Genomic DNA, 19,448 nt, shown 5'->3' with positions numbered 1-19,448 from the left:
GCCGGGCTACGCAATCGCCGGCCCCGGTTCGTCCGGCGCGTCGCGCTCGAAGCGCCCGTAGCGCTGCGCGAGCGTGGGCAGCACGATCAGGTTCAGCATCGTGGACGTGAGCAGGCCGCCCAGGATCACGATCGCCATCGGCCCTTCGATCTCGTTGCCGGCTGCGCCGCTCGTCGCCGCGAGCGGCAGCAACGCGAGCGCGGTCACGAGCGCGGTCATCAGGATCGGCACCAGCCGCTCCGCGGCGCCGCGCACGGCCGTGTCGGGATTCCACGCCAGGCCGTCCACGTGCACGAGATGCTCGTAGTGGCTGATCAGCATGATCGAGTTGCGCAGCGAGATGCCGAAGAGCGTGACAAAACCCACCATGCCGCCGAGCGACAGATTACCACCGGCGAGCGCCACGCCGAGTACGCCGCCCACCAGCGCGAATGGCAGGTTGACCATCACGAGGAGCACCCCACGGCGGCTTTTCATCGCGAGAAACAGCAGCATGGCGATGCCGACGATCGACATCGCGCCGTACACGAGCAGATCCCGCTGCGACTGCGCGCGCGCTTCGCTTTCGCCAGCGAATACGGCATACGTGCCCTGGGGCATCGTTATTTCACGATTCACGCGCGCCTGAGCTTCGTTGACGAAATCGCTGACCGCGCGGCGGCCGAGGTTGACGGACACCGTCTGCATGCGCCGGCCGCCGTCGTGCGTGATCTGATAACGGCCGGAAACCTGACTGATCGTCGCGAGTTCGCGTAGCGGGACGGCCAGGCCATCCGGGTTGCGCAGCATCAGCGCGCCGATCTCGCCGAGGGTCCTGCGTGCGGCAGGCGCGAGTGCCACCGTGACGTCATACGTGCGGCCGCCCCGATAGATCTGCCAGACCGTGGCGCCCTGATACGCGGCCTGAATCGCATCGAGCACCTCGACCGGCCTGAAGCCCCGGCGGCTCAATCGGCCGGGATCGAGCCTGACGTCCAGCTCGGGAATGCCGGGAGGCGATTCCACCTGCACGCTGGCCGCCCCGCGGATTGTTCCGAGAACGCGCGCGATCTCCTGCGCCTTGCGATCGATCACGTCCAGGTTGTCGCCGAACACGTTGACGACCACCGGCGCCGTCGTCCCCGAGATCGTCTCGTCGATGCGCTCGATGAGGAAGGTGTTCACCGCCGTGGTCAGCCCGGGAAAGCGCGCAAGCGCCTGCTGGACGTGATGCAGCGCCCGGTTTTGGCCGGACGCGCCCATCGGCTCCAGATCGACCTCGAACTCGGAAAGCTGGACGCCCGCGGGATCGACGACCTCGTTCGCACGGCCCGCACGCTGTGCGACGAGACGCATGCCCGGCACGTGCATCAATGCCCGCGACACCCGTGCGCCGATTCGCATCGATTCCGCGAGCGACGTGCCGGGCGTGAGGCCCATGTGCACGATGTAGTGCCCTTCCCGCAGCTCGGGGATGAAGTTGCCGTTCATGAACGGCAGCGCGCCCAGCGCCGCGACGCACATCAACGCCACCCCGGCCATGACCGTTTTCACGCGCGGCTCGACCTTCATCAGCAATGCGACATAGCGGGCCTTCAGGCGCGCGACCAGACGCGGTTCGTCGGCCGGCAGCGGGCCGCGCGCGAGCAGCGCGAGCGCCATTGCGGGGGTGAGCGTGAGGGCCACGCCGAGCGAGGCCAGCACGGCGAGGATGTATGCCATGCCGAGGGGCGCGAACAGCTTGCCCGCCACGCCGGAAAGCGTGAGCACCGGCAGGAAGATCAGCATCACGATGAAGGTGGCGAACACCACCGCGCTGCGCACCTCGAGCGACGCGCGCAGCACGACGCGCAACGCGGGCAGCGGCGTCGGCAGGCTCCGGTTCTGCCGCAGCCGGCGGTAGATGTTCTCGACGTCGATGATTGCGTCATCGACCACTTCGCCGAGCGCAATCGCGAGGCCACCGAGCGTCATCGTGTTCAGGCTCACGCCGAGCGACGTCAGCACGATGATGGCGACGAGCAGCGACAGCGGAATCGCCACGGCCGAAATGACGGCCGTGCGCACGTTCAACAGGAAGAGAAACAGCACGGCGACCACCAGCACGGCGCCGACGAGCAACGCCGTGCGCAGATGGCCGACCGACGCGTCGATGAAATTGGCCGGCCGGAACACATTCGCATTGACGTCGACGCCCTGCTTCGCGAGGACGGGCGCGAGCCCGGCAAGAGTCTTCTCGATGTCCTTCGTGACCGCCAGCGTGTTCGTGCCGTACTGGCTTTCGAGCACCAGCATCACGCCGGGCTGGCCCATGATCGAGGCCGCGCCCATCGCCGGCGCGCTGCCCCATGCGACGGTTGCAACGTCCCCGAGACGGACTGCCGCGCCGTTGCTCCAGCGCAGCACGACATCGGCGAGCTTCTCCGGCGCCGTGATCTGGCCATCGGCGTTGATCGCGATGCGCTGGTTGTCGTTCTCGACGAAGCCGGCGCCACGTACGCCCGTGGATGCGCGCGCCGCGGCGATCACGTCCTGTATCGACAGACCGTATCGCATCAGCTTCGCGGGATCGATCCGGACCTGCATCTGGCGCGCGTCGCCGCCGAACACGATCACGTCCGCCACGCCCGGCACGCTCAGCAACTGCGGCCGGATGGTCCACTGCGCGATGTCGTAGAGGTCCGTCAGGGCGCGCGTCTTCGACGTGAGGCCAACGGTGCGCACGACGCTCGTCGTGGTCGTCAGCGGCAGGAGCCGCGGCGGCATGACGCCGGCGGGCAGCGTCGCCGCGAGCGCATTCACCCGTTCGGAAACCAACTGCCGGATCTGCATCACGTTCGCATGGGCGTCGAATACCAGTGTGATGGCCGACAGCCCCTGCATCGATTTCGAGCGCATCGACTGCAGTCCGACCATCCCGCCGAGGCCATTCTCCAACGGCTGGGTGACGAGCGTCTCGACCTGCTCGCTGCTCAGGCCCGGCGCTTCGGTCTGGACGAGGCTCATCGGCGGCGCGAACTCGGGAAACACATCGAGCTTCGCCCGTGTCAGCGTATAGAGACCGTAGCCGGCCGCGATCATGGCCAGCGCATAGATGACGCCGCGAAAACGCAGCGAAAACCGGATGATTGCGTTCAGCATGGGCGATAGGTGGGTTCGTATCGTGCCCGGCGGTGTCGGGCGTCCGTCAGTCGTCGCACTCGGGCGGGTCCTTGCAGGCGGTTGCGATGCCCTGGGGCTTCAGTTCCTCGGAGAGCAGCAACTGGGCGCCCTGCGTGACGACGCGGTCTCCGGCGTGAAAGCCCGAAGTCACGACGAAGCCTTGATCGCTCTCGTTGCCTGCCGCCACGTAGCGCCGCGTGAAGCGATCGGGCGCGGTTTGCACATAGGCCCACGTTTGTCCGCCGTACCAGATAACGGCCTTGCCCGGAATGACGAGCGAGCGCGCGGCGGAACCCGGCGACGGCACGTTCACGCTGGTCCGGGTGCCCACGGGCAGCGCGCGGTCCGCTGCGTAGAACCAGGGCGTTCCCTGCACGGATGGATCGGCGAGCGGGGAAGCCGAGAGCCTCCTTGCCGATATCGGCTGGCCGTTCGCGGCGTCGACAAGGATGCGCGCGGGCGCAGTGTCCCCGAACTCCGCGGGCAGCGTGACACGCAGCACGACCATGCGGCCCGCCAGCAGGCGCGGGAACAGGTCGGACGCGCCCGCCATCGACGCGTTGGCGAGCGCCTCGCCAAACTGCTGGCGCAGCGTCGCCTCCAGCCCGCCGACCGCGGCCGCCGCCGACTTCAGTTTCGCCTGGTCGGCCTGCATGACGGCTCGCGCATCCTGCAGACTCTTTTGCGAAACGTTGCGGTCGTCCTCGAACAGGACGCGGCTGCGCTCGTACTGCGCATGTGAATTGCCTGCCTGCGCCGTGAGGGTATCGAGGTCCGCCCGCGCGGCGGACAGGCGGTTGCGCAAGTCGAAGAGCGGCTGCAGGTCGACGACCGTTGCCCACGCGGTGCTGGCCGACGGCCCGGTCGCGAAGGCGAGCGGCGCGGCCTCGATGTGGCTCGCGCGCTGCGCGTCGGCGCCGAGCACGACCACGGTTTCGCCATTGACGGTCTGTACCGCCGGTTGAGACGCCGTCGGTGCAATCGCTGGCGATGCCGAGGGGTTCGGGTAAAGCGTCTGGTAGATGTACCAGACCGCGCCCGCCGTGAGCGCGATCGTGACGGCGAAAAAGAGGAGCAACCGGTATTTCATCGCCGTGGTTCCTGTTCGGTCAGAGATGCGTTCCCCGCCGCCTCGGGGTCGGGGGCCAGGGGCCGTTGCATCGCATCCTCGAGCGCGCCGCCCGCCTGCCGGGCAGCGACGACGGCGTCCAGATGCGCGATTTCGTTCGCCTGGTAGTCGGCGTTCGCCTGCGTGAAGGTCCACCGGTCCGCGTTGCCCTCGGCAAACCCGGCGGCCTGACTGTCGAGCTGCCGGCGCGCGGCGGCGAGGCTGCGCGCCGAAAGCCGCACGGCATCGAGACTGGCCCGGTAACGCATGAGCGCGCGATCCAGATCGCCGAGGATCGAGTCCTGCAAGGCCGCCGCGCGCGCGGCGGCCTCCTTGCGCTTCGCCTCGGCCTGCGCGATGCCGCCCTGGTTCTGATCGAAAATCGGCAGCGTGATGCCGGCGAGCCCGAACGCGATCTTGTGTGTGCCCGTGTCGTACGTGTAGCCGGGGCCGAGGTGAAGGTCGGGATACTGCTTCGCCACTTCGAGCTGAAGCGCCGACTCCGCCGCGGCGTACTCGGCCAGCGACGCAAGCAGGTCGGCGCGGTGGAAGATGGCGTCGCGTCGCGCATCGGCGGCCGGAGGCGCAGGTGGCGCGGCGGCAAAGCCGTCGAGATCGAGCTGGATGCTGTCGAGCGCGGCCACCGGTACGCCGATCGCCGCCGCCAGTTGCGCCCGTGCGTCCTGCCGGGCGCTCTCGGCTGCGGCCAGAGCGGCCTGCGCCTGCGTCGCCGCGAGTACCGCCGCATCGACATCCGGCCCCGAGTTTTCCCCGACTGCGCGGCGCTTCTTGACCATCCGCGCGATCTGCTGCGCGGCGTCGGCCTTGCGGGACAGGAACACGCCGCGCTCGCGCGCCGCATACAGCGCAAGCAAGGCGTCGCGAACCTGCGCGCGTACCTTCCATGCTTCATTGCCGATCGCAAGGCGCGCCGCTTCCGACAGGTGAGAAGCCTGGTCGACACGGTAGCCGCGCTTGCCCGCGGTCTCGATCGGAATGTCGAGGGCCGGGCCCCATACGAAGGGAGCGCCCGGTCCGGGGTTGGGCGTCGCATACTGGAACGGCAGTTGCAGAACCGGGTTCGGCATCGCGCCGGCGACCTGGATGCCGGCGCGGGCCGTTCCCCACTGGGCTCGCGCGATATCCAGCGCCGGACTGTAATACCAGGCCGCGAGCGTGAGCCTCTCGCGATTCCAGCGCACCGGCGGCCACGGATGCACGTCATGTCCGAGTTCGCGAACGAGGTACGTGCGCAGCCCGTCGCTCACGAGCGACCGCTCCTCGAACTGCCGCGTCATCCGGACCGGCGCGATCGGCTGTGCGTGGTACGTCGCGCAGCCCGCCAGCAGGGCAAACGCAATCAGTATCGCTCGGCGCATGGCGGCATCCTTGGGTCTCGCTGCTGCCCGCTCGGGCGGCTCCAGCCCCGGATGCTACGCAACCGGTTGTGAAATTTTCGTCAAGAAGGTGCCGGATGGGCGTCGCGCCCCGCTTCGCCAGGAATGTCGGCAGGCAGATATAGCGAGACGCGCGTGCCGCGCCCCGGTTCGCTCTCGAGTTCGATCTGCCAGCCGTAACGGTCGCAGATCTTCTTCACGATCGCGAGACCGATACCGAAGCCGCGTCCGCCTGCGTCGTGGCGCTCCGCCCGGTAGAAACGCTCGAACAGATGGGGCAGCGCCGACGCTTGAATACCGGAGCCGGTGTCTTCGATGCGCAACCACCCTCCCGCGTAGGAGAAGCGTACGTGCCCTCGATCGGTGTGGCGCGCGGCGTTGTCGACCAGGTTCGAGAGCACGATTGCGAGAGCCGAGCGATTGGCCTTGACATGGATGCCGCGTGGCACGTCGACCCGTGTTTCGACACCTTTGTCGGCCAGCCGCTCCGCAAACGGCGTGAGCGCCGTTTCGATCATGCGCGCGAGTCCGACCTGTTCGATGCCTCGCACCGAATCCTCACGCGCGAGCATCAGGAGCGCATCGACCCGTTCGCGCATGCCGTCCGCCGCGCGATCGATCTGAAGCAGCCGCGCGCGCGACTTGCCCGTGATCGCGGAATCCTGCTCGAGCAGCTCGCAACTGGTCTTGATCGTGGTAAGCGGCGTGCGCAATTCATGGCTGACGTTGCCGGTGAACGCCTTCTCCCGCTCGATCATGTCCGCCATGCGCCGGTGGTAGTCATTGAACGCGTCGACCAACCCGACGAGCTCGGCTTCGTCATACCGGCCGGGGTCGATTGACGCCGCACGCTCGTGTTCGAGCGCCTTGACCTGCCTCGCAAGGCCGGCCACCTGACGCACCAGCATGCCCGACACCCCGAACGAGAGCCAGACTGTCAGCAGCGCGAACACCCCCGTGCCGGCCATCAGCGCGTTGATCACCTGCTTGAAATGCTTTTCGTAGCCGCTGAAATTGTAGACGCGGTAGAGGCGTGCCGCGCCGAACGGGGCGATCGCGACATGGATCTCCCGTTCGCCGACGACGATTTCATGGGTTCCGGCAGGCAGGCCGCCAACCGCGGCGGGCAATGCGATCGGCGGCGTGTCCGGGGTTGAAACATAGCCGCGCAGGCGCTCGTCGAACGGCGGCAGCAGGGACGGGTTCGCTTCGTAGCTGCGCAACACGTTGGCCATGTCGTCCTGGATCAGGGCGGCGATCAGCTTTTCTTCCTGAGCTTCGGCGAGCACCCTGACGCCGAGTGCCTGGGCAAGCAGCAGAACGATCGCGAGCGCCGAGAAAACGAGCGCAACCTTGACGCGCAGGCTACGCCGCATCGGTGTCGCCCGCCACGAGCCGGTAGCCGAGTCCGTGGACCGTCTCGATGAGTTCCGCTTCGCCCGGTCGGGTCAATGCCTTGCGCAACATGTAGATATGCGCGCGCAGCGTATCGCTGCCCGGCAGTTCGTCGCCCCAGACTTCGGTTTCCAGTTCTGCGCGAGTGAATACGCGCGCCGGAGACAGCATCAGGATGCGCAACAGATGCAGGCATTTGGGCTGGAGCTTGATTGGACGCCCCGCGCGCTCGACGGCGAGCGTGCCGAGATCGAGCCGCACGTCGGCGAAGCGCAGCTCCGGTACGGCGACGCGGCCGCGATACCGCTTGATCAGCGCATCGAGACGCGCGGCGACCTCCTTGAGCGAGAACGGCTTGACCAGATAGTCGTCCGCGCCGTGCTCGAATCCGCTCAGCTTGTCATCGAGCGCATCCCGGGCGGTCAACATCAGGACCGGCGTGTCGCGATGCGCTTCCTCGCGGAGTTTTCGGCACAACGTCAGGCCGTCCATGCCGGGCAGCGAAATATCCAGCAGGATCGCATCCCAGGCGTCGGCGAGCGCGAACTGCAGGCCCGCGGGGCCGCTTCTCGCAACGTCCACGTGAAAGCCGCGGCTTTCCAGATAGTCATAGACGTTCGCCGCGATGGCCGCGTCGTCTTCGATAACGAGCACTTTCATGAATGAATGATCCGCGGCAAGTTTCCGCGCACGCCAGATGCCGGCTGCGCACTTGACCCCTTGCCCTTTTGCGCAGGGATTACATTTTCGTCAGCCAGCACGGCTGTCTGTTCAACCCGGACATTATCCGAAGAGAGTCGGTCGTGAAGCAATGTCTGGGCGATTCGAAGATCAGCCTCGCATCGCACATCAGCTCGCCGACATCGCGCTACTCGGGGAACACGCCGGTGGACAGATATCGGTCGCCCCGATCGCAAACGATTCGGGCGATTCGGGCGGCCTGCGCCGGCCGCGTGCCCCCGATTCGGCCATTCGCCCGTGCCGCATGCCGCTCGATGACCCGCTGCAACAGGCAGAATACGCCCGGCAATGCGCCGATTGGCGACTACGTATGGAAGCACATCGGGGTCTTCGGGCCGGAAAGTTCCGCTATTGCGGCCGCTGCCCGGTGTCTGTTCCGATCCCGCAGCGCGCGTGGCCTCGGTTCACGGAGGCCGTCCGACGAATTGGGAAAGCAACTGCCGATCAGTTCGGAGCAGGCGGCGCCGCACGCGCCCGTCACCAGGATCGAATGGCCATGAATCAGCGGATTCATGGCGAAGCCCTCACGTTATCGAGAAAGTACAGGACCGTCTCTTGCAGACCTTCCTCGAGCGTCACTTTCGGCCGCCATCCAAGAAGCACGCGCGCCTTCGTGGTGTCGGAGAAACGTCGTCTCACACCCTGCGCATACGCGTCGGTGCGTGTCACCCTGAGATTGCGGATACCCGCGCGTTCCAGCGCCCTCGCGAGACGAACGGCCAGCTCGTCGATCGTGGTTTCGGCGCCGCTCGCGATCTGGAATACCTCCCCGCCTATGTCCGGTACGATCGACGCCAGCATCACGGCATCGACGAGATCGTCGATATAGATGAAGTCACGCGTCTGCGAGCCGTCACCATGTATCTCAAGGGGCATCTGCACAAGCGCTGCGCGAATGAACTTCGCGATGACGCTAGACTTGCGCGCCGATCCCGGTCCATAGACGTTGCCGAAACGGAGCATGACAGTGTCGATGCCGAACGCGTGCTTGTAGGCCGACGCATACGCCTCTCCCGCGAGCTTGCTCGCACCATAGGGTGACGCCGGACGTGGTGCGATTTCCTCGTGGATCGGCGGTTCGACCTCGCCTGTCGAAGCGCCGCTCGATGCGAACACGAACCGCCTGATGCCGTGGCGGCGAGCGGCCTCCAGATAGTTGAACGTGCCGATCACGTTGGCACCAAGGTCCGCGCGCGGATTCTGCAGTGACGGCACAACGCCTGTATTGGCGGCCAGATGGACAATGATGTCGCAGCCTGTGGCGACATCGACCGCCAGTTGCGCGTCGACGATATCGCCCACGATAAGCTCGACGCCGCGCGGTGCCGAACGGACCTCGTAGTGCACGAGCTCTTCATACGCGGCGACGCGGGCAAGATCGGCGCGCGTGCCCGTGCTGAGGTTGTCCAGCACACGCACGGCGTGGCCCCCCTCGTCCACCAGCAGCCTTCGGATCAGCGCGGTGCCGATGAATCCGCACCCGCCGGTGATGAGCCAGTTCATTTGCGAATGTCGCCATCTTCCATTGGGTCGCGGACGGGCATCGACCGCGATTGCGCGGCTCTCATCGACCGCTCTCGGCCAGAAAACTCGCATAGGTTTTTCGGATGCCCTCCGCCAGCGGTGTCTTCGGCAGCCACCCGAGCGCGCGCAGGCGTTCGACCGACAACAGCTTGCGCGGCGTGCCGTCAGGCTGGGTCGGATCGCAGACGATCTCGCCTCGAAACCCAACCGCGTCCATGACCTCTTCGGCAAGCTCACGAATCGTCACGTCCTCCCCCATGCCGATGTTGAAAAGACCTTCTTCGATGCCGTTTTCCATCAGAAACACACAGGCGTCCGCCATATCGTCCACATAGAGAAACTCGCGCCTGGCCTTGCCGGTGCCCCACACCACCAGATGCGAATCGCCACGCAGCTTTGCCTCATGCGTTTTGCGCAGCAACCCCGGCAGGACATGGCTCGTCTGCAGGTCGTAGTTGTCGTTGGGACCGTACAGATTGGTCGGCATGACGCACAGGTAATGCGTGCCGTACTGACGATTGAACGCTTCGCAAAGTTTGACCCCCGCAATCTTCGCGACGGCATAGGGCTCGTTCGTTTTCTCGAGCGTGCCGGTGAGCAGGTACTCCTCGCGGATAGGCTGCGGGCAATCGCGCGGATAAATGCAAGACGAGCCGAGGAACAGCAGCCTGTCGACCGAGGCCGCCATCGCGGCGTCGATTACATTGCACTGGATCACCAGATTCTCGCGAATGAAGTCGCCGGGATACGTGTTGTTTGCATAGATGCCGCCGACCTTCGCCGCCGCCAGAAAGACATACGCAGGTCGTTGTTCACGGAAGAATTTCCGAACCGCCTGCTGATCCGTGAGATCGAGCGATTTCCGATCGCGCGTGACGATATTGTCGTAGCCGCCCGCATCAAGACGCCGCACGATCGCCGAGCCGACCATGCCCCGATGGCCCGCGACATAGATAGGGGCATGTTTATCCACTGTTCCAGACATTGGCACCCTCCTCTTTCAGTCAGTCACTCTCGACAAAACTTGTGCGCGGCGTCCAGCCCAGCCTTTCGCGAACCTTTCCTGCATCGCCCAGCAGCGAAGGCACTTCAGTCGGTCGGAAATAGCGTGAGTCCACCGCCGCGACAACCTTTCCGCGCTCGTCATGGCCGCGCGCCTCGCCCCCTTTCCCCGCCAACTGCTCGGCATGTCAAGTTCTCTCGCTGCGGCGTCGACAAAGTCGCGCGCATGTCCCCGGTTGCCGAGACAGAGACAGTCCTGCAGACCGAGCTTGATTCGCGCCAGTGCACGCGTGAGCGTGGTTTCCTTTTGCGGCACGGCCCGAACGAGTCACGAAGTACCCTTTCTTCAACAGGAACTCCGCGAGATAAGCACCATCCTGTCCTGTTATCCCGGTAATCAGCGCGGTCCTCATATCGACTCCCGTTCCCTCTCCTTCGTATCGTATCCGGTTAGTACTCTGAATCTTTCATCTGTCTGGCTGGTATGGAGTTTTGTCATCTCCGGCAGAGCATTCAACCTTCACTCCTGCGCCTGATTCTTCGTTGTTTCGCTGACGAGGAGGTCATGGCAAAAGCGATACTCGATGACGAATTGTGGTCGCTTATCCAACCGTTGTTGCCGCCACCCAAGCCGCGCCGGACGCGATCCCCGGGACGCAAGCCGCTCGACGATCGCGGCTACGACCACGATAAATATCGCAGGCCGCTGCATGCCGCCGGCATTGCCACGAAGATCGCCCGTCGGGGAGCACCTGCAACAGGGGCCATGATGCCGGCGCCCGACACTGGCGGCACCGGAGCGGCATCGATAAGGACGATGTCGTATCGGGCCGATACCGCATTCACGAGCTCAATTCATCGGCCGCTGAACAGAAGGTCGGCCGGGTTGGGATTCCAAGCCGCAATCCCGGTGACAAACCGAACAGCATCATCGAGCGCCGCCTGCCAATCCGATCCGACAATGCGCCGAACGCGGGCTGTATCAGCATGTAGACTGACAAGCGCAGCCGTCATGATTCTGCATTTTCTTATGGCGCTTATCACATTTTCCAACGATATTCATCATCGAAACTAATGATAGTGACGAAATCCAGATGGGTACTTTTCATTATCGCCTTGGAAGGGGTTGCCTAATTCACGACAATGCCCTTTAATTTTTTTTTGAACTTATCCCACCAGCGCCTGCTGATTGGCGCCTTGCCTCCAGCGAGGAAGCGGCCTTGCCGTAAGCAAGCAAGTCATCAAACCGTTTTCAGGAGCGCGTAATGCACACGAGCTTTCCCAAACTGCTATCGTTTGCAGTCATGGCCTCGGCAGCAATCCTGCTTGCCGCCTGCGGCGGTGGTGGATCCTCCCCCTCGGCCACCATCCAGGGCAAGGTGGTTGACTTTTATCTCTCAGGTGCCACGGTTACCTTCCTTGATTGTGGCAACCAAACGACCACCACCAGCACAACCGGCGACTTCACCTTCCCTGCAAATTGTGCCAGGAGCGCGTTGTCGGCCACGGGGGGGACTGATATCGGCACCAACCTGCCGTTTACCGGCGTGCTACAAGCACCTGCGCAGAACAACATCGCCGGCGTCACGCCTATGGTCACACCGCTGAGCACGCTCGTGGCACAAGTGGGCGCCGCCCAGGCCACCTCGCTCGCTTTCAAGCTGGGACTGCCCGGCAAGGATCTGCTCAACACGGACCCAATGAAGGACGGCGCAGTGCTCAAGGCAGCATTGGTGGTTCAACAAGTGGTCGATCAGATCAGCAAGACCCTGATCGGCGTGGCCAATAGTGCCGGTGGTACGCTGAGCACAGATGTCGCCACCGCCGCGGCCGCCAACGCCGTGGCCAACGTGATCAACAATGGCAGCGGTGTAGTGAGCCTGAACACCGGGACCGTGTCGAGCGCTATCCAGGCCGCGGTGATCAATGTGCAGTCCAGCCTGCCGACCAGCCTGCAGAGCAATATCGGCAATGTGGCCATCAATGCGGCAGCGCTTGGCGCTCCCACGGTGACCAAACTGGCATCCAATGTCAGTACCGGACTCGGCACCATCAACCTTGGCACTGATCCAGCGTCGACCGTGGCGGCGCTGCAAAAATCCGGTGCGCTCAACGGCATCTTCGACAGCAGCGAATCGACCCTGACCACGACGCTGGTCTCGGCGATCACGCCGGTTGCGCTGGGCAACGCCAGTCTGACAGCCAATTTGACCACGTTGGGCAACGCGGTGGCGACCGGCACCGCGCAGACTATCACGAACGCGGCGAACGCCCTGGGCAGCGCCGTCAACAGCACCACGCTCAACCAAGTCGTGAACCTGGTTACGCTGACCAACTATATCCAACTGGGCAACGTGACGCTCAACAACGGCGTGCCGGTACCGCTCTCCCCCAGTCTGTCCGTCAGCGGCGGCAGCTTGACGGACGTCCAGGTCGCGCTGACCAAGCAAGGCTCGCCGTTTGGCACGGGTGCGTCGGAGGTGCGTGCAGGCATGAGCTACACGTTCAACGGCAATACGGTCAACGTGATCATCGAGAGGGTTGTGCTGACATTCAACGGCAGCTCGCTGATCGCTGCCATAGTGCCGGTCGGCACCAAGTACGCGTTCAGCATCAACGGCGCGGTCAACGCATCCGCTTCGCTGTCGACCTCCATCGCTGACAACCTGTTCTCCACCGCAGGCGGCGGCTCACTCGATCTGCCGATCGTGATATTCCTCAACAAGCTGCAGGGCGCGGGCGGCCTGACGGCCGGCCAGATCGACGCACTCACGCCGAAAGCGACCAGCACCGTGAACACCACCCTCTCGGTCAGCGGCACCAGCGGCACGGCGGTCAAGGTCGGCACCGGCTCAGGCAGCAACGCTGCGGAAACAGCGACGACTTCGGTGTCGACAGGCACCGACCAGGTGAGCGGCGACGGTGTAACAGTGGCCATCACGGTCAATCCCTAAGCGATCTTGTCGTTTCAGTCGCGCGCCCCGCCTCGCGCGGCGGCGCCGCCGGGCGCCTGCACGCTACGGTTGGTCCGACAGCGTGTTACGGGCGCCCGTTTCTCTGTACCACACTCTGCCCCGGAGTCCACGATGTCGAAGTTTCGTCCGCGCCAGCGCGTTGCCACGGTATTGGCGATCCTCGGCATGGTTGCGGCCGGCGGCGCCGAGGCTGCGCCCGAGGATGAATTTCTGCGCGCCGAGCCCACCACAGGCGAGTTCACCCGTTTGCGTGCCGAGGCCAGCTACGACGCGGTCAACAGCACGCTCGACATTTTCAAACTGCGCACGCGCCAGGGACCGGCACCCGAGAATGCCGGCGACTACAAGGGCGCGCGCATCATGATCGCCTACAAGTTCTCGCCGTATTGGTCTGGTGCCGTCACCTACTGGCGCCGCAATATCGATTACGGCCAGGACACCAATAGCATCAATAGCTGGCAGTTGGCGCTGAATTACGACCCGCTCGCGGAGCCCGGCGCACGCGACCGCGCGATCTTCCGCTTCTCGCTGTGGGGCGACTACGCCGGCACGCTCAGCAAAACTTCGCCGACGCAGGTACAGCGCACCACCTTCAACCAAATCCGGGTCAGCGGCCCCATGGATGTACAAGCGCAGGCCGACGCGATTTTTTCTGGCCAATTGGACGACAACAACACGCTGACCGTATTTGCCGGCGTAGGCCTGAGCCGGGTCTCGGTTGGGGACTTGAACGCCCAGTTGCGCCGAGGCAACTGCAACTTCAACGTCCATATCGGTTCGGACAATATCGCCAATGGCACCCTGAGCGCACCGTGCCAGGCGGGCAATACGACCCTGCAGGACGCAACCTTCTCAGTCGATGCGGCGCAGTTCGGCCTCAATGTCAACCAGGACCTCAACTACACGGCCGGCTTCCTCAACCTGGGAGGTTCGTGGCGCTGGCGGTACAAGCACTTTGGCGCTCAGGTGGGCTATCAGTTCCAGTACCTGATCCGCAGCCATGTCGACAACGGTCTGTCGAACTATGGCGTGTCACCGATCAAGTCCAACCATACATTGGGCCTGGAGCTCACGTACGAGGTGGTGAAGAACGTCGAGCTGTTCGTGCGCGGGCAAGCCTTTATGCACAATTTTGTCGGCACCATCCCCTTCCTCTACAACGGTGCTACGGCTGGACGGCTCAATCGATACTACGGCTACGCGTCCTTTGGCGTGCGTTTTTCGGGCTTTTGAGTTTGATACGCCCACTGTTCATCATTAAATTAATTCTGATGACAATGATATTTACCCATTTCATTCAGGCAGCACCGATATGCAGATTTCGCCAATTTTGAGGATGTCGGTCAATCGCGGCCGTGATAAGTTGCATACAGCAAAAAAAACAGCTTAAGACAATCTCGCCCGACATGGAGTTCTTCGCAGGGGGAGCGTCAAGTGGGATTATATCGAGAGATGTTGATCCGCCACGCTGATGGAACGGCGCTTGCAACGCGATTGCTGGATATCGCTACGATCTGGCTGACGGGGCAGCTTGCAATCGCGCTGCGCTTCGTTGATGACGCGGCCTCCATCCCCCCCATCTACTACTTCGTTCTCTATTTCAGCTGTGCCGTGGCACTTGTGGTACTGCCGAACTTCCACCTTTACTCATCGTGGCGCGGACGCAACTATTTTTCGCTCCTGCTGCGCCTGGCCGGCGCATGGAGCCTGATCTGGCTTATCGGCATCTCTTTGTGTTTTCTGATACACAAGGCTGGATTCGTGTCTCGGCTGTGGGCAATGTATTGGCATGTAAGCGCATTGCTAGGGTTGATCCTGTTGCGCGTTCTGGTTCACGGTGCACTCAGCATTGTCCGGCACAGCGGCCGAAATGCCAAGGATGTGCTCATCGCCGGTTTCGGCGATACAGGCCAGGAAATGTATCGCCGTGCCACCGCAAACCGGTGGCTTGGCTTCACCGTCAAGGCCATTTATACCGAAGGCGATGAGCCCATCCCGGAGGGCATTAGCCGCATGACGAGCCTGGCAGACATCGCAACGTTTGCCCACAGCCGTCGGGTGGATGAAGTATGGCTTGCGATGCCCTCGATGACAAAAAAACAAATGCAAGCCATCGCTCACGCGTTGCGCAACGACTTCATCGACATCAAGTGGGTGCCACCGGCGCTTGACTTCCAACTGTTCAACAACAGGCTGGGCGAGTTCATGGGGATGGCGGCAATCGATCTGAATCGCCCTCCGCCACTGGGGATGCGCTGCATCGTAAAGGAAATCTTCGACCGCCTGTTTGCCGCGCTCGTGCTGCTTATGCTGTCCCCGCTGTTCGCTACCATTGCGATTCTGATCAAGCGCAGCTCTCCAGGGCCGGTCTTCTTCAAGCAGGAGCGGCTTGGGCTCGACGGCAGGGTCATCCATGTCTACAAATTCCGCAGCATGAAAATGCATCACGAAGACGGCGGCACGGTCACACAAGCATGCCGAGGCGACAGCCGCGTCACGCCTGTCGGCGCCTTCCTGCGCCGGACCAGCCTGGATGAGCTGCCGCAGTTCATCAACGTTCTCAGGGGTGATATGAGCGTGGTCGGCCCGCGCCCCCACGCCATCGCACATAACGACATCTATAAGGAGCAACTCGAGTTCTACATGCTGCGCCACCGCGTCAAGCCCGGCATCACCGGCTGGGCGCAGATCAACGGATGTCGAGGCGAAACCGACACGCTGGAAAAAATGGCCAAGCGTGTCGAGCATGATCTCTTCTACATCCGGAACTGGTCGTTCCTGTTGGACTTGCGAATTATTCTGTGGACAGCATTTAAGGGCTGGAGCGGAAAGAATGCATATTGATGGCGTCGAAAGCTCATGAAAGCTATCCTGGGGAACTGGCCAGCTTACCCTCTACCAAGGAAAGCAGTGCTTGCTCGAACTTGCCGAGCACCGCTTCCCGCCCCAAATGCGCCACGGCATACGCTCGGGCTGCGGCACCAAGCTCAGAACGCAGTTGAGGGTTCGTTGCAAGCTGCTCAATGGCAGCCGAGAGCGCCTGCGCATTACCGGGCTCGACGGCCACCCCGCGTCCCGCTACAACGGAAGCGACCTGGGTGCCATGCGCAGCGGTTGCCAGCACGGGCCTTCCGCTTGCCAGCATGCCAGTCAGCTTGGAAGGCATGACCAAGTCGGCAGCATCCGCCCGTTGGGGCAGCAAATGAATATCCGCGAGGTTCAACAACGCATTCAGTTTGTCGACGGGTTGCAGCGGCAGAAACGTGATGTTGCTCAGACCGGACGCCAATTCCTGCAGCCGTGATTTGGCGGGTCCGTCACCACACAAGACAAAGCGGACGTCCGTGCGTGAAATGAGCGACCGCGCCGCATCAATCAATATCTCCAGCCCCTGCTTGCTCGCCATGTTGCCGGAATACAAGGCAACGATCGCGTGCCGCGGAATCGCTAGCTCGTGCCGCATTGAACTCGGTCCGGTCAGCGGATAAATTGCTTCGGTATCCACCCAGTTGGGGAACAATGTCCCGTGCATGACGCCCTTCTCAGCGAGGCGCGCCGACATATTCTCGGAAATCGTGGAAACCCGATCGAAAGCTTTGATGATCACCCGTTCCGCCCAATACGCCAGGCGGCTCAATATGCCGCGAGGCAACAAACCGAACTCGAAAGCGGCATCCACCTCGAAGTCCTGAACGTGGAGCCACGCTTGGGCGCCCGACAAACGGGCGAGCAACCACGCTTGAGGCGCGCATACAAACGGGGGCTCCACAACCCACACGATATCGGGCCGCCAAAAAACCTGCCCCAGCATCACCGGCAGGCTGCTCGCGGCGAAACTTGCCAGATGCACCAGCCGTTTCAGGCCGCTGGGATGGCGCGGAACCCACACCGGGCAGCGGTAGACCCAAAGACGCCCTTCCCCGTTGAGGGCGTTGCTTTGGGTAGGTGAAAGGTCCTTGACCTCCCGGCTATATGAACGTCCCGAATATCCCTGCCCGATCTGCCATGCCGGATAATAGGGCGGCGCAGTTACAACGCGCACCTCGTGTCCTCGCCTGGCGAGCCATTCGGCCATTTCGCAGGTATATTTTCCGATTCCGGAGAGTTCGGGAGAAAAATTGATGCCATGAAGCGCGATTTTCATTTCCCGATCTCCGTTTATTCGCATTCAAGATGACGAAATTTAAATCCTTAATGCCATCAATGTGCCTAGAGTCTATGGATAGATGCTCCAGGACTTGCGACAAGAGAGCCACATCATATCTTTCATTATTAATATCAGCATAGCCCAATTTGAAATCCGCGCCCTTCGACTCAAAGCCATTCATCACGCAGAATATTCTCCTTGACGAGAAATCCAACTCGATAGCTTCAGCATAAAATCCAAATTTGATCAATCAATTTGGAAAAACCGCATCCAGCATCAACATCCAGCGCCATTTTCCCATTCGACAACTTTCTAGCCGAGCGTTGGGTGTTGAATATTTTATTCATTGCGATTGAGTTATCCTGGTCCTCTTACCAACTCTTTTACATGGAGTTCCAGCATAGACAGACCAGGGCTCGTCAATCGTTTTTGTCACAACAGCACGGGCTCCTACGACAACTCCCTCGGATATTCGCACTCCCAGATGCACAAAAGCTTCCGCACAGATCCAGACGTTATCCTCCAACGTAATGGGCTCGGCGCAGAGTTGAAAATTTGCCATGTTGTATTGATGCGAACCGCCACACAAGTACGCCCCATCAGAGATTACGCAGTGGTTTCCGATGCGAATTTTATCCATGTTGTATATGTTAACTCGATCCGCAACACCCACCTTATCCCCAATTTCCAGATTCCAAGGCGCCCAGATTCTCGCACCTGGATAGATGTGGACATGTGTCCCAAGCTTCGCGCCAAACATGCGCAACAGTAACGCACGCCAAGCATGAAACGGACGAGGGCTTGGTCGAAATAGCGTCACGTATACGATACTCCATGCCTGGCGGAGAACACGATGGCGATATGAAAACGATGGTCCGGTAAAGGGGTCATTATCTTGCAAAATCATAGCACCCGCCTTAATAATTGCCTCCAATTGCGCCACAATCCATTGATCCCTACGTCGCACACCAATCAAGCCGATTTGCAGTTGTTTTCAGTTGCACAAATCGGATCAATTCCCAACTCCCGTTTGATTGCTTCAACGCAGTCTACGTTATCCGAATGCATGCGACGTTCCACTTCCCTTACTTTCACATCCGCAAGAAATCGGTACCAGAACCCTTGCAGGAAATGGAACGCAAAACCGCCCCCCATTCCATCGAGAAAACCAAGGCGCAAGCTCATACGATAAAAGAATAGCAGGAACGCGCGCAGGCCAAGAGGCAGATGTAGATAAAAATGGTCCTTCAGCCATCTTTTTAATCGGGCCTGAGATGCAAGCTTTCCAGCATCGGCCAGTTTAGGCAGGAACTCATATTTTCGATTGAGCAGATCAATCGCTTCCCGAGTCGCGTACCCGTTGTGCTTGTTGGTCCACCATGTGATGTTATTCAAGTTGTCATCAATATATTCACCTTGCAGGCGCTCGGATTCTCCCGTCGTGAGCACCATGTGTTCATCCATCCAGCGCCGCTCAATCTCCGCAGTGCCTTTCCTCCAAAGCCTCAGACTCCATTGCGGAAATCCACCGTGGCGAATGATGGTACCCATAAATGTGGGATATCGACAAACGAGAAAACCATTGACGTTCTTGGCGGCCAGCGGAAGTTTGGCCCGTATCTGTTCCGCAAGAGTAGGGGTGATCACTTCGTCTGCATCAACCCTCATCACCCATTCAGTGTTTAAAGGCAGGTTGTCCAATGCCCAATCGAGCTGAGCAGCATGGTTGACGAATTCGTGCTGCCTCACCCGCGCCCCAAATGATTCTGCAATGGCCACCGTCCTGTCATCAGAAAATGAATCGATGACAAAGATGCATCGTGCGACTTCGCTGGCGCTCCGTATGCAGCGCTCGATGTGTTTCTCCTCATTGAAGGTCAGAATAATGGCCGTCAAGTCGGCAAGCCTGTTGCTTCGATGTGGCGCAGTAAAAAGAGAATGTGACATTCTTGGCCTTATATCGACGCTGGCGCCACCGATATCCACATTAATGCTCGGATGTGAAATATCCTCGCGTG

At 61.9% G+C, this 19,448-nt stretch carries 13 protein-coding genes and 2 pseudogenes; 4 read left to right on the top strand and 11 right to left on the bottom strand.

All coding sequences use genetic code 11. The features are described from left to right. Positions 1-6: 6 nt before the first annotated feature. From WT16_RS08510 to WT16_RS35365, 9 genes and pseudogenes are all read right to left on the bottom strand, one after another. Positions 7-3,120, bottom strand: a complete 3,114-nt coding sequence (locus tag WT16_RS08510; RefSeq protein ID WP_063533118.1) for an efflux RND transporter permease subunit — start codon at positions 3,118-3,120, stop codon at positions 7-9. A 46-nt stretch (positions 3,121-3,166) separates the two neighbouring features. Beyond that, positions 3,167-4,231 (bottom strand): hypothetical protein, encoded by a 1,065-nt coding sequence (locus tag WT16_RS08505; protein WP_063533117.1) that lies wholly within the window; start codon positions 4,229-4,231, stop codon positions 3,167-3,169. Further along, a complete protein-coding gene (locus WT16_RS08500) occupies positions 4,228-5,628 on the bottom strand; it encodes a TolC family protein (RefSeq protein WP_063533116.1) in 1,401 nt (466 codons plus the stop codon). Before WT16_RS08500 ends, WT16_RS08505 begins: the two co-directional genes overlap by 4 nt. An 80-nt stretch (positions 5,629-5,708) precedes the next feature. Next, a complete protein-coding gene (locus WT16_RS08495) occupies positions 5,709-7,022 on the bottom strand; it encodes a HAMP domain-containing sensor histidine kinase (protein WP_063533115.1) in 1,314 nt (437 codons plus the stop codon). Continuing rightward, positions 7,012-7,701, bottom strand: coding sequence for a response regulator transcription factor (locus tag WT16_RS08490; protein WP_059934390.1), 690 nt, complete (start codon positions 7,699-7,701; stop codon positions 7,012-7,014). The genes WT16_RS08495 and WT16_RS08490 overlap by 11 nt, the downstream gene beginning before the upstream one ends. A 591-nt stretch (positions 7,702-8,292) precedes the next feature. Then, on the bottom strand, positions 8,293-9,285 hold the full coding sequence (locus WT16_RS08485) for an NAD-dependent epimerase/dehydratase family protein (RefSeq protein ID WP_063533114.1): 993 nt from the start codon (positions 9,283-9,285) through the stop codon (positions 8,293-8,295). A 61-nt stretch (positions 9,286-9,346) separates the two neighbouring features. Further along, positions 9,347-10,291 (bottom strand): GDP-L-fucose synthase, encoded by a 945-nt coding sequence (locus WT16_RS08480; RefSeq protein WP_075644996.1) that lies wholly within the window; start codon positions 10,289-10,291, stop codon positions 9,347-9,349. A 28-nt stretch (positions 10,292-10,319) separates the two neighbouring features. Further along, positions 10,320-10,603 (bottom strand): annotated as a pseudogene (locus WT16_RS30615) (GDP-mannose 4,6-dehydratase); the annotation flags it as partial. Further along, on the bottom strand, positions 10,497-10,721 hold the full coding sequence (locus WT16_RS35365; protein WP_269447541.1) for a GDP-mannose 4,6-dehydratase: 225 nt from the start codon (positions 10,719-10,721) through the stop codon (positions 10,497-10,499). The gene WT16_RS35365 and the pseudogene WT16_RS30615, both read right to left, overlap by 107 nt. 152 nt (positions 10,722-10,873) lie before the next feature. On the opposite strand from WT16_RS35365, the pseudogene WT16_RS33565 reads away from it, so the two are divergent. The 4 genes and pseudogenes from WT16_RS33565 to WT16_RS08460 all read left to right on the top strand — a co-directional run. Continuing rightward, a pseudogene (locus WT16_RS33565) lies at positions 10,874-10,984 on the top strand (IS5/IS1182 family transposase); the annotation flags it as partial. A gap of 589 nt (positions 10,985-11,573) precedes the next feature. Next, on the top strand, positions 11,574-13,262 hold the full coding sequence (locus WT16_RS08470) for a hypothetical protein (protein ID WP_015601944.1): 1,689 nt from the start codon (positions 11,574-11,576) through the stop codon (positions 13,260-13,262). 132 nt (positions 13,263-13,394) lie between these two features. Continuing rightward, positions 13,395-14,516 (top strand): hypothetical protein, encoded by a 1,122-nt coding sequence (locus WT16_RS08465; protein ID WP_015600479.1) that lies wholly within the window; start codon positions 13,395-13,397, stop codon positions 14,514-14,516. 219 nt (positions 14,517-14,735) lie between these two features. Beyond that, the gene (locus WT16_RS08460; protein ID WP_063533112.1) at positions 14,736-16,127 is read left to right on the top strand and encodes an undecaprenyl-phosphate glucose phosphotransferase; all 1,392 of its coding nucleotides are present in this window, start codon (positions 14,736-14,738) and stop codon (positions 16,125-16,127) included. Between the two features lie 22 nt (positions 16,128-16,149). On the opposite strand, the gene WT16_RS08455 is transcribed toward WT16_RS08460, so the two are convergent. Both WT16_RS08455 and WT16_RS30605 read right to left on the bottom strand, forming a co-directional pair. Then, complete coding sequence (locus WT16_RS08455) at positions 16,150-17,427, bottom strand: glycosyltransferase WbuB (RefSeq protein WP_063533111.1); 1,278 nt, start codon at positions 17,425-17,427, stop codon at positions 16,150-16,152. A 975-nt stretch (positions 17,428-18,402) separates the two neighbouring features. Continuing rightward, on the bottom strand, positions 18,403-19,416 hold the full coding sequence (locus WT16_RS30605; RefSeq protein ID WP_231892039.1) for a glycosyltransferase family 2 protein: 1,014 nt from the start codon (positions 19,414-19,416) through the stop codon (positions 18,403-18,405). Positions 19,417-19,448 lie beyond the last annotated feature (32 nt).

This window comes from Burkholderia sp. MSMB1589WGS (genome assembly GCF_001636105.1).
In the GTDB taxonomy this organism is placed as follows: Bacteria; Pseudomonadota; Gammaproteobacteria; order Burkholderiales; family Burkholderiaceae; genus Burkholderia; species Burkholderia humptydooensis.
Note: the sequence above shows the minus strand (reverse complement) of the source record. Positions and strands in the feature narration are given on the sequence as shown.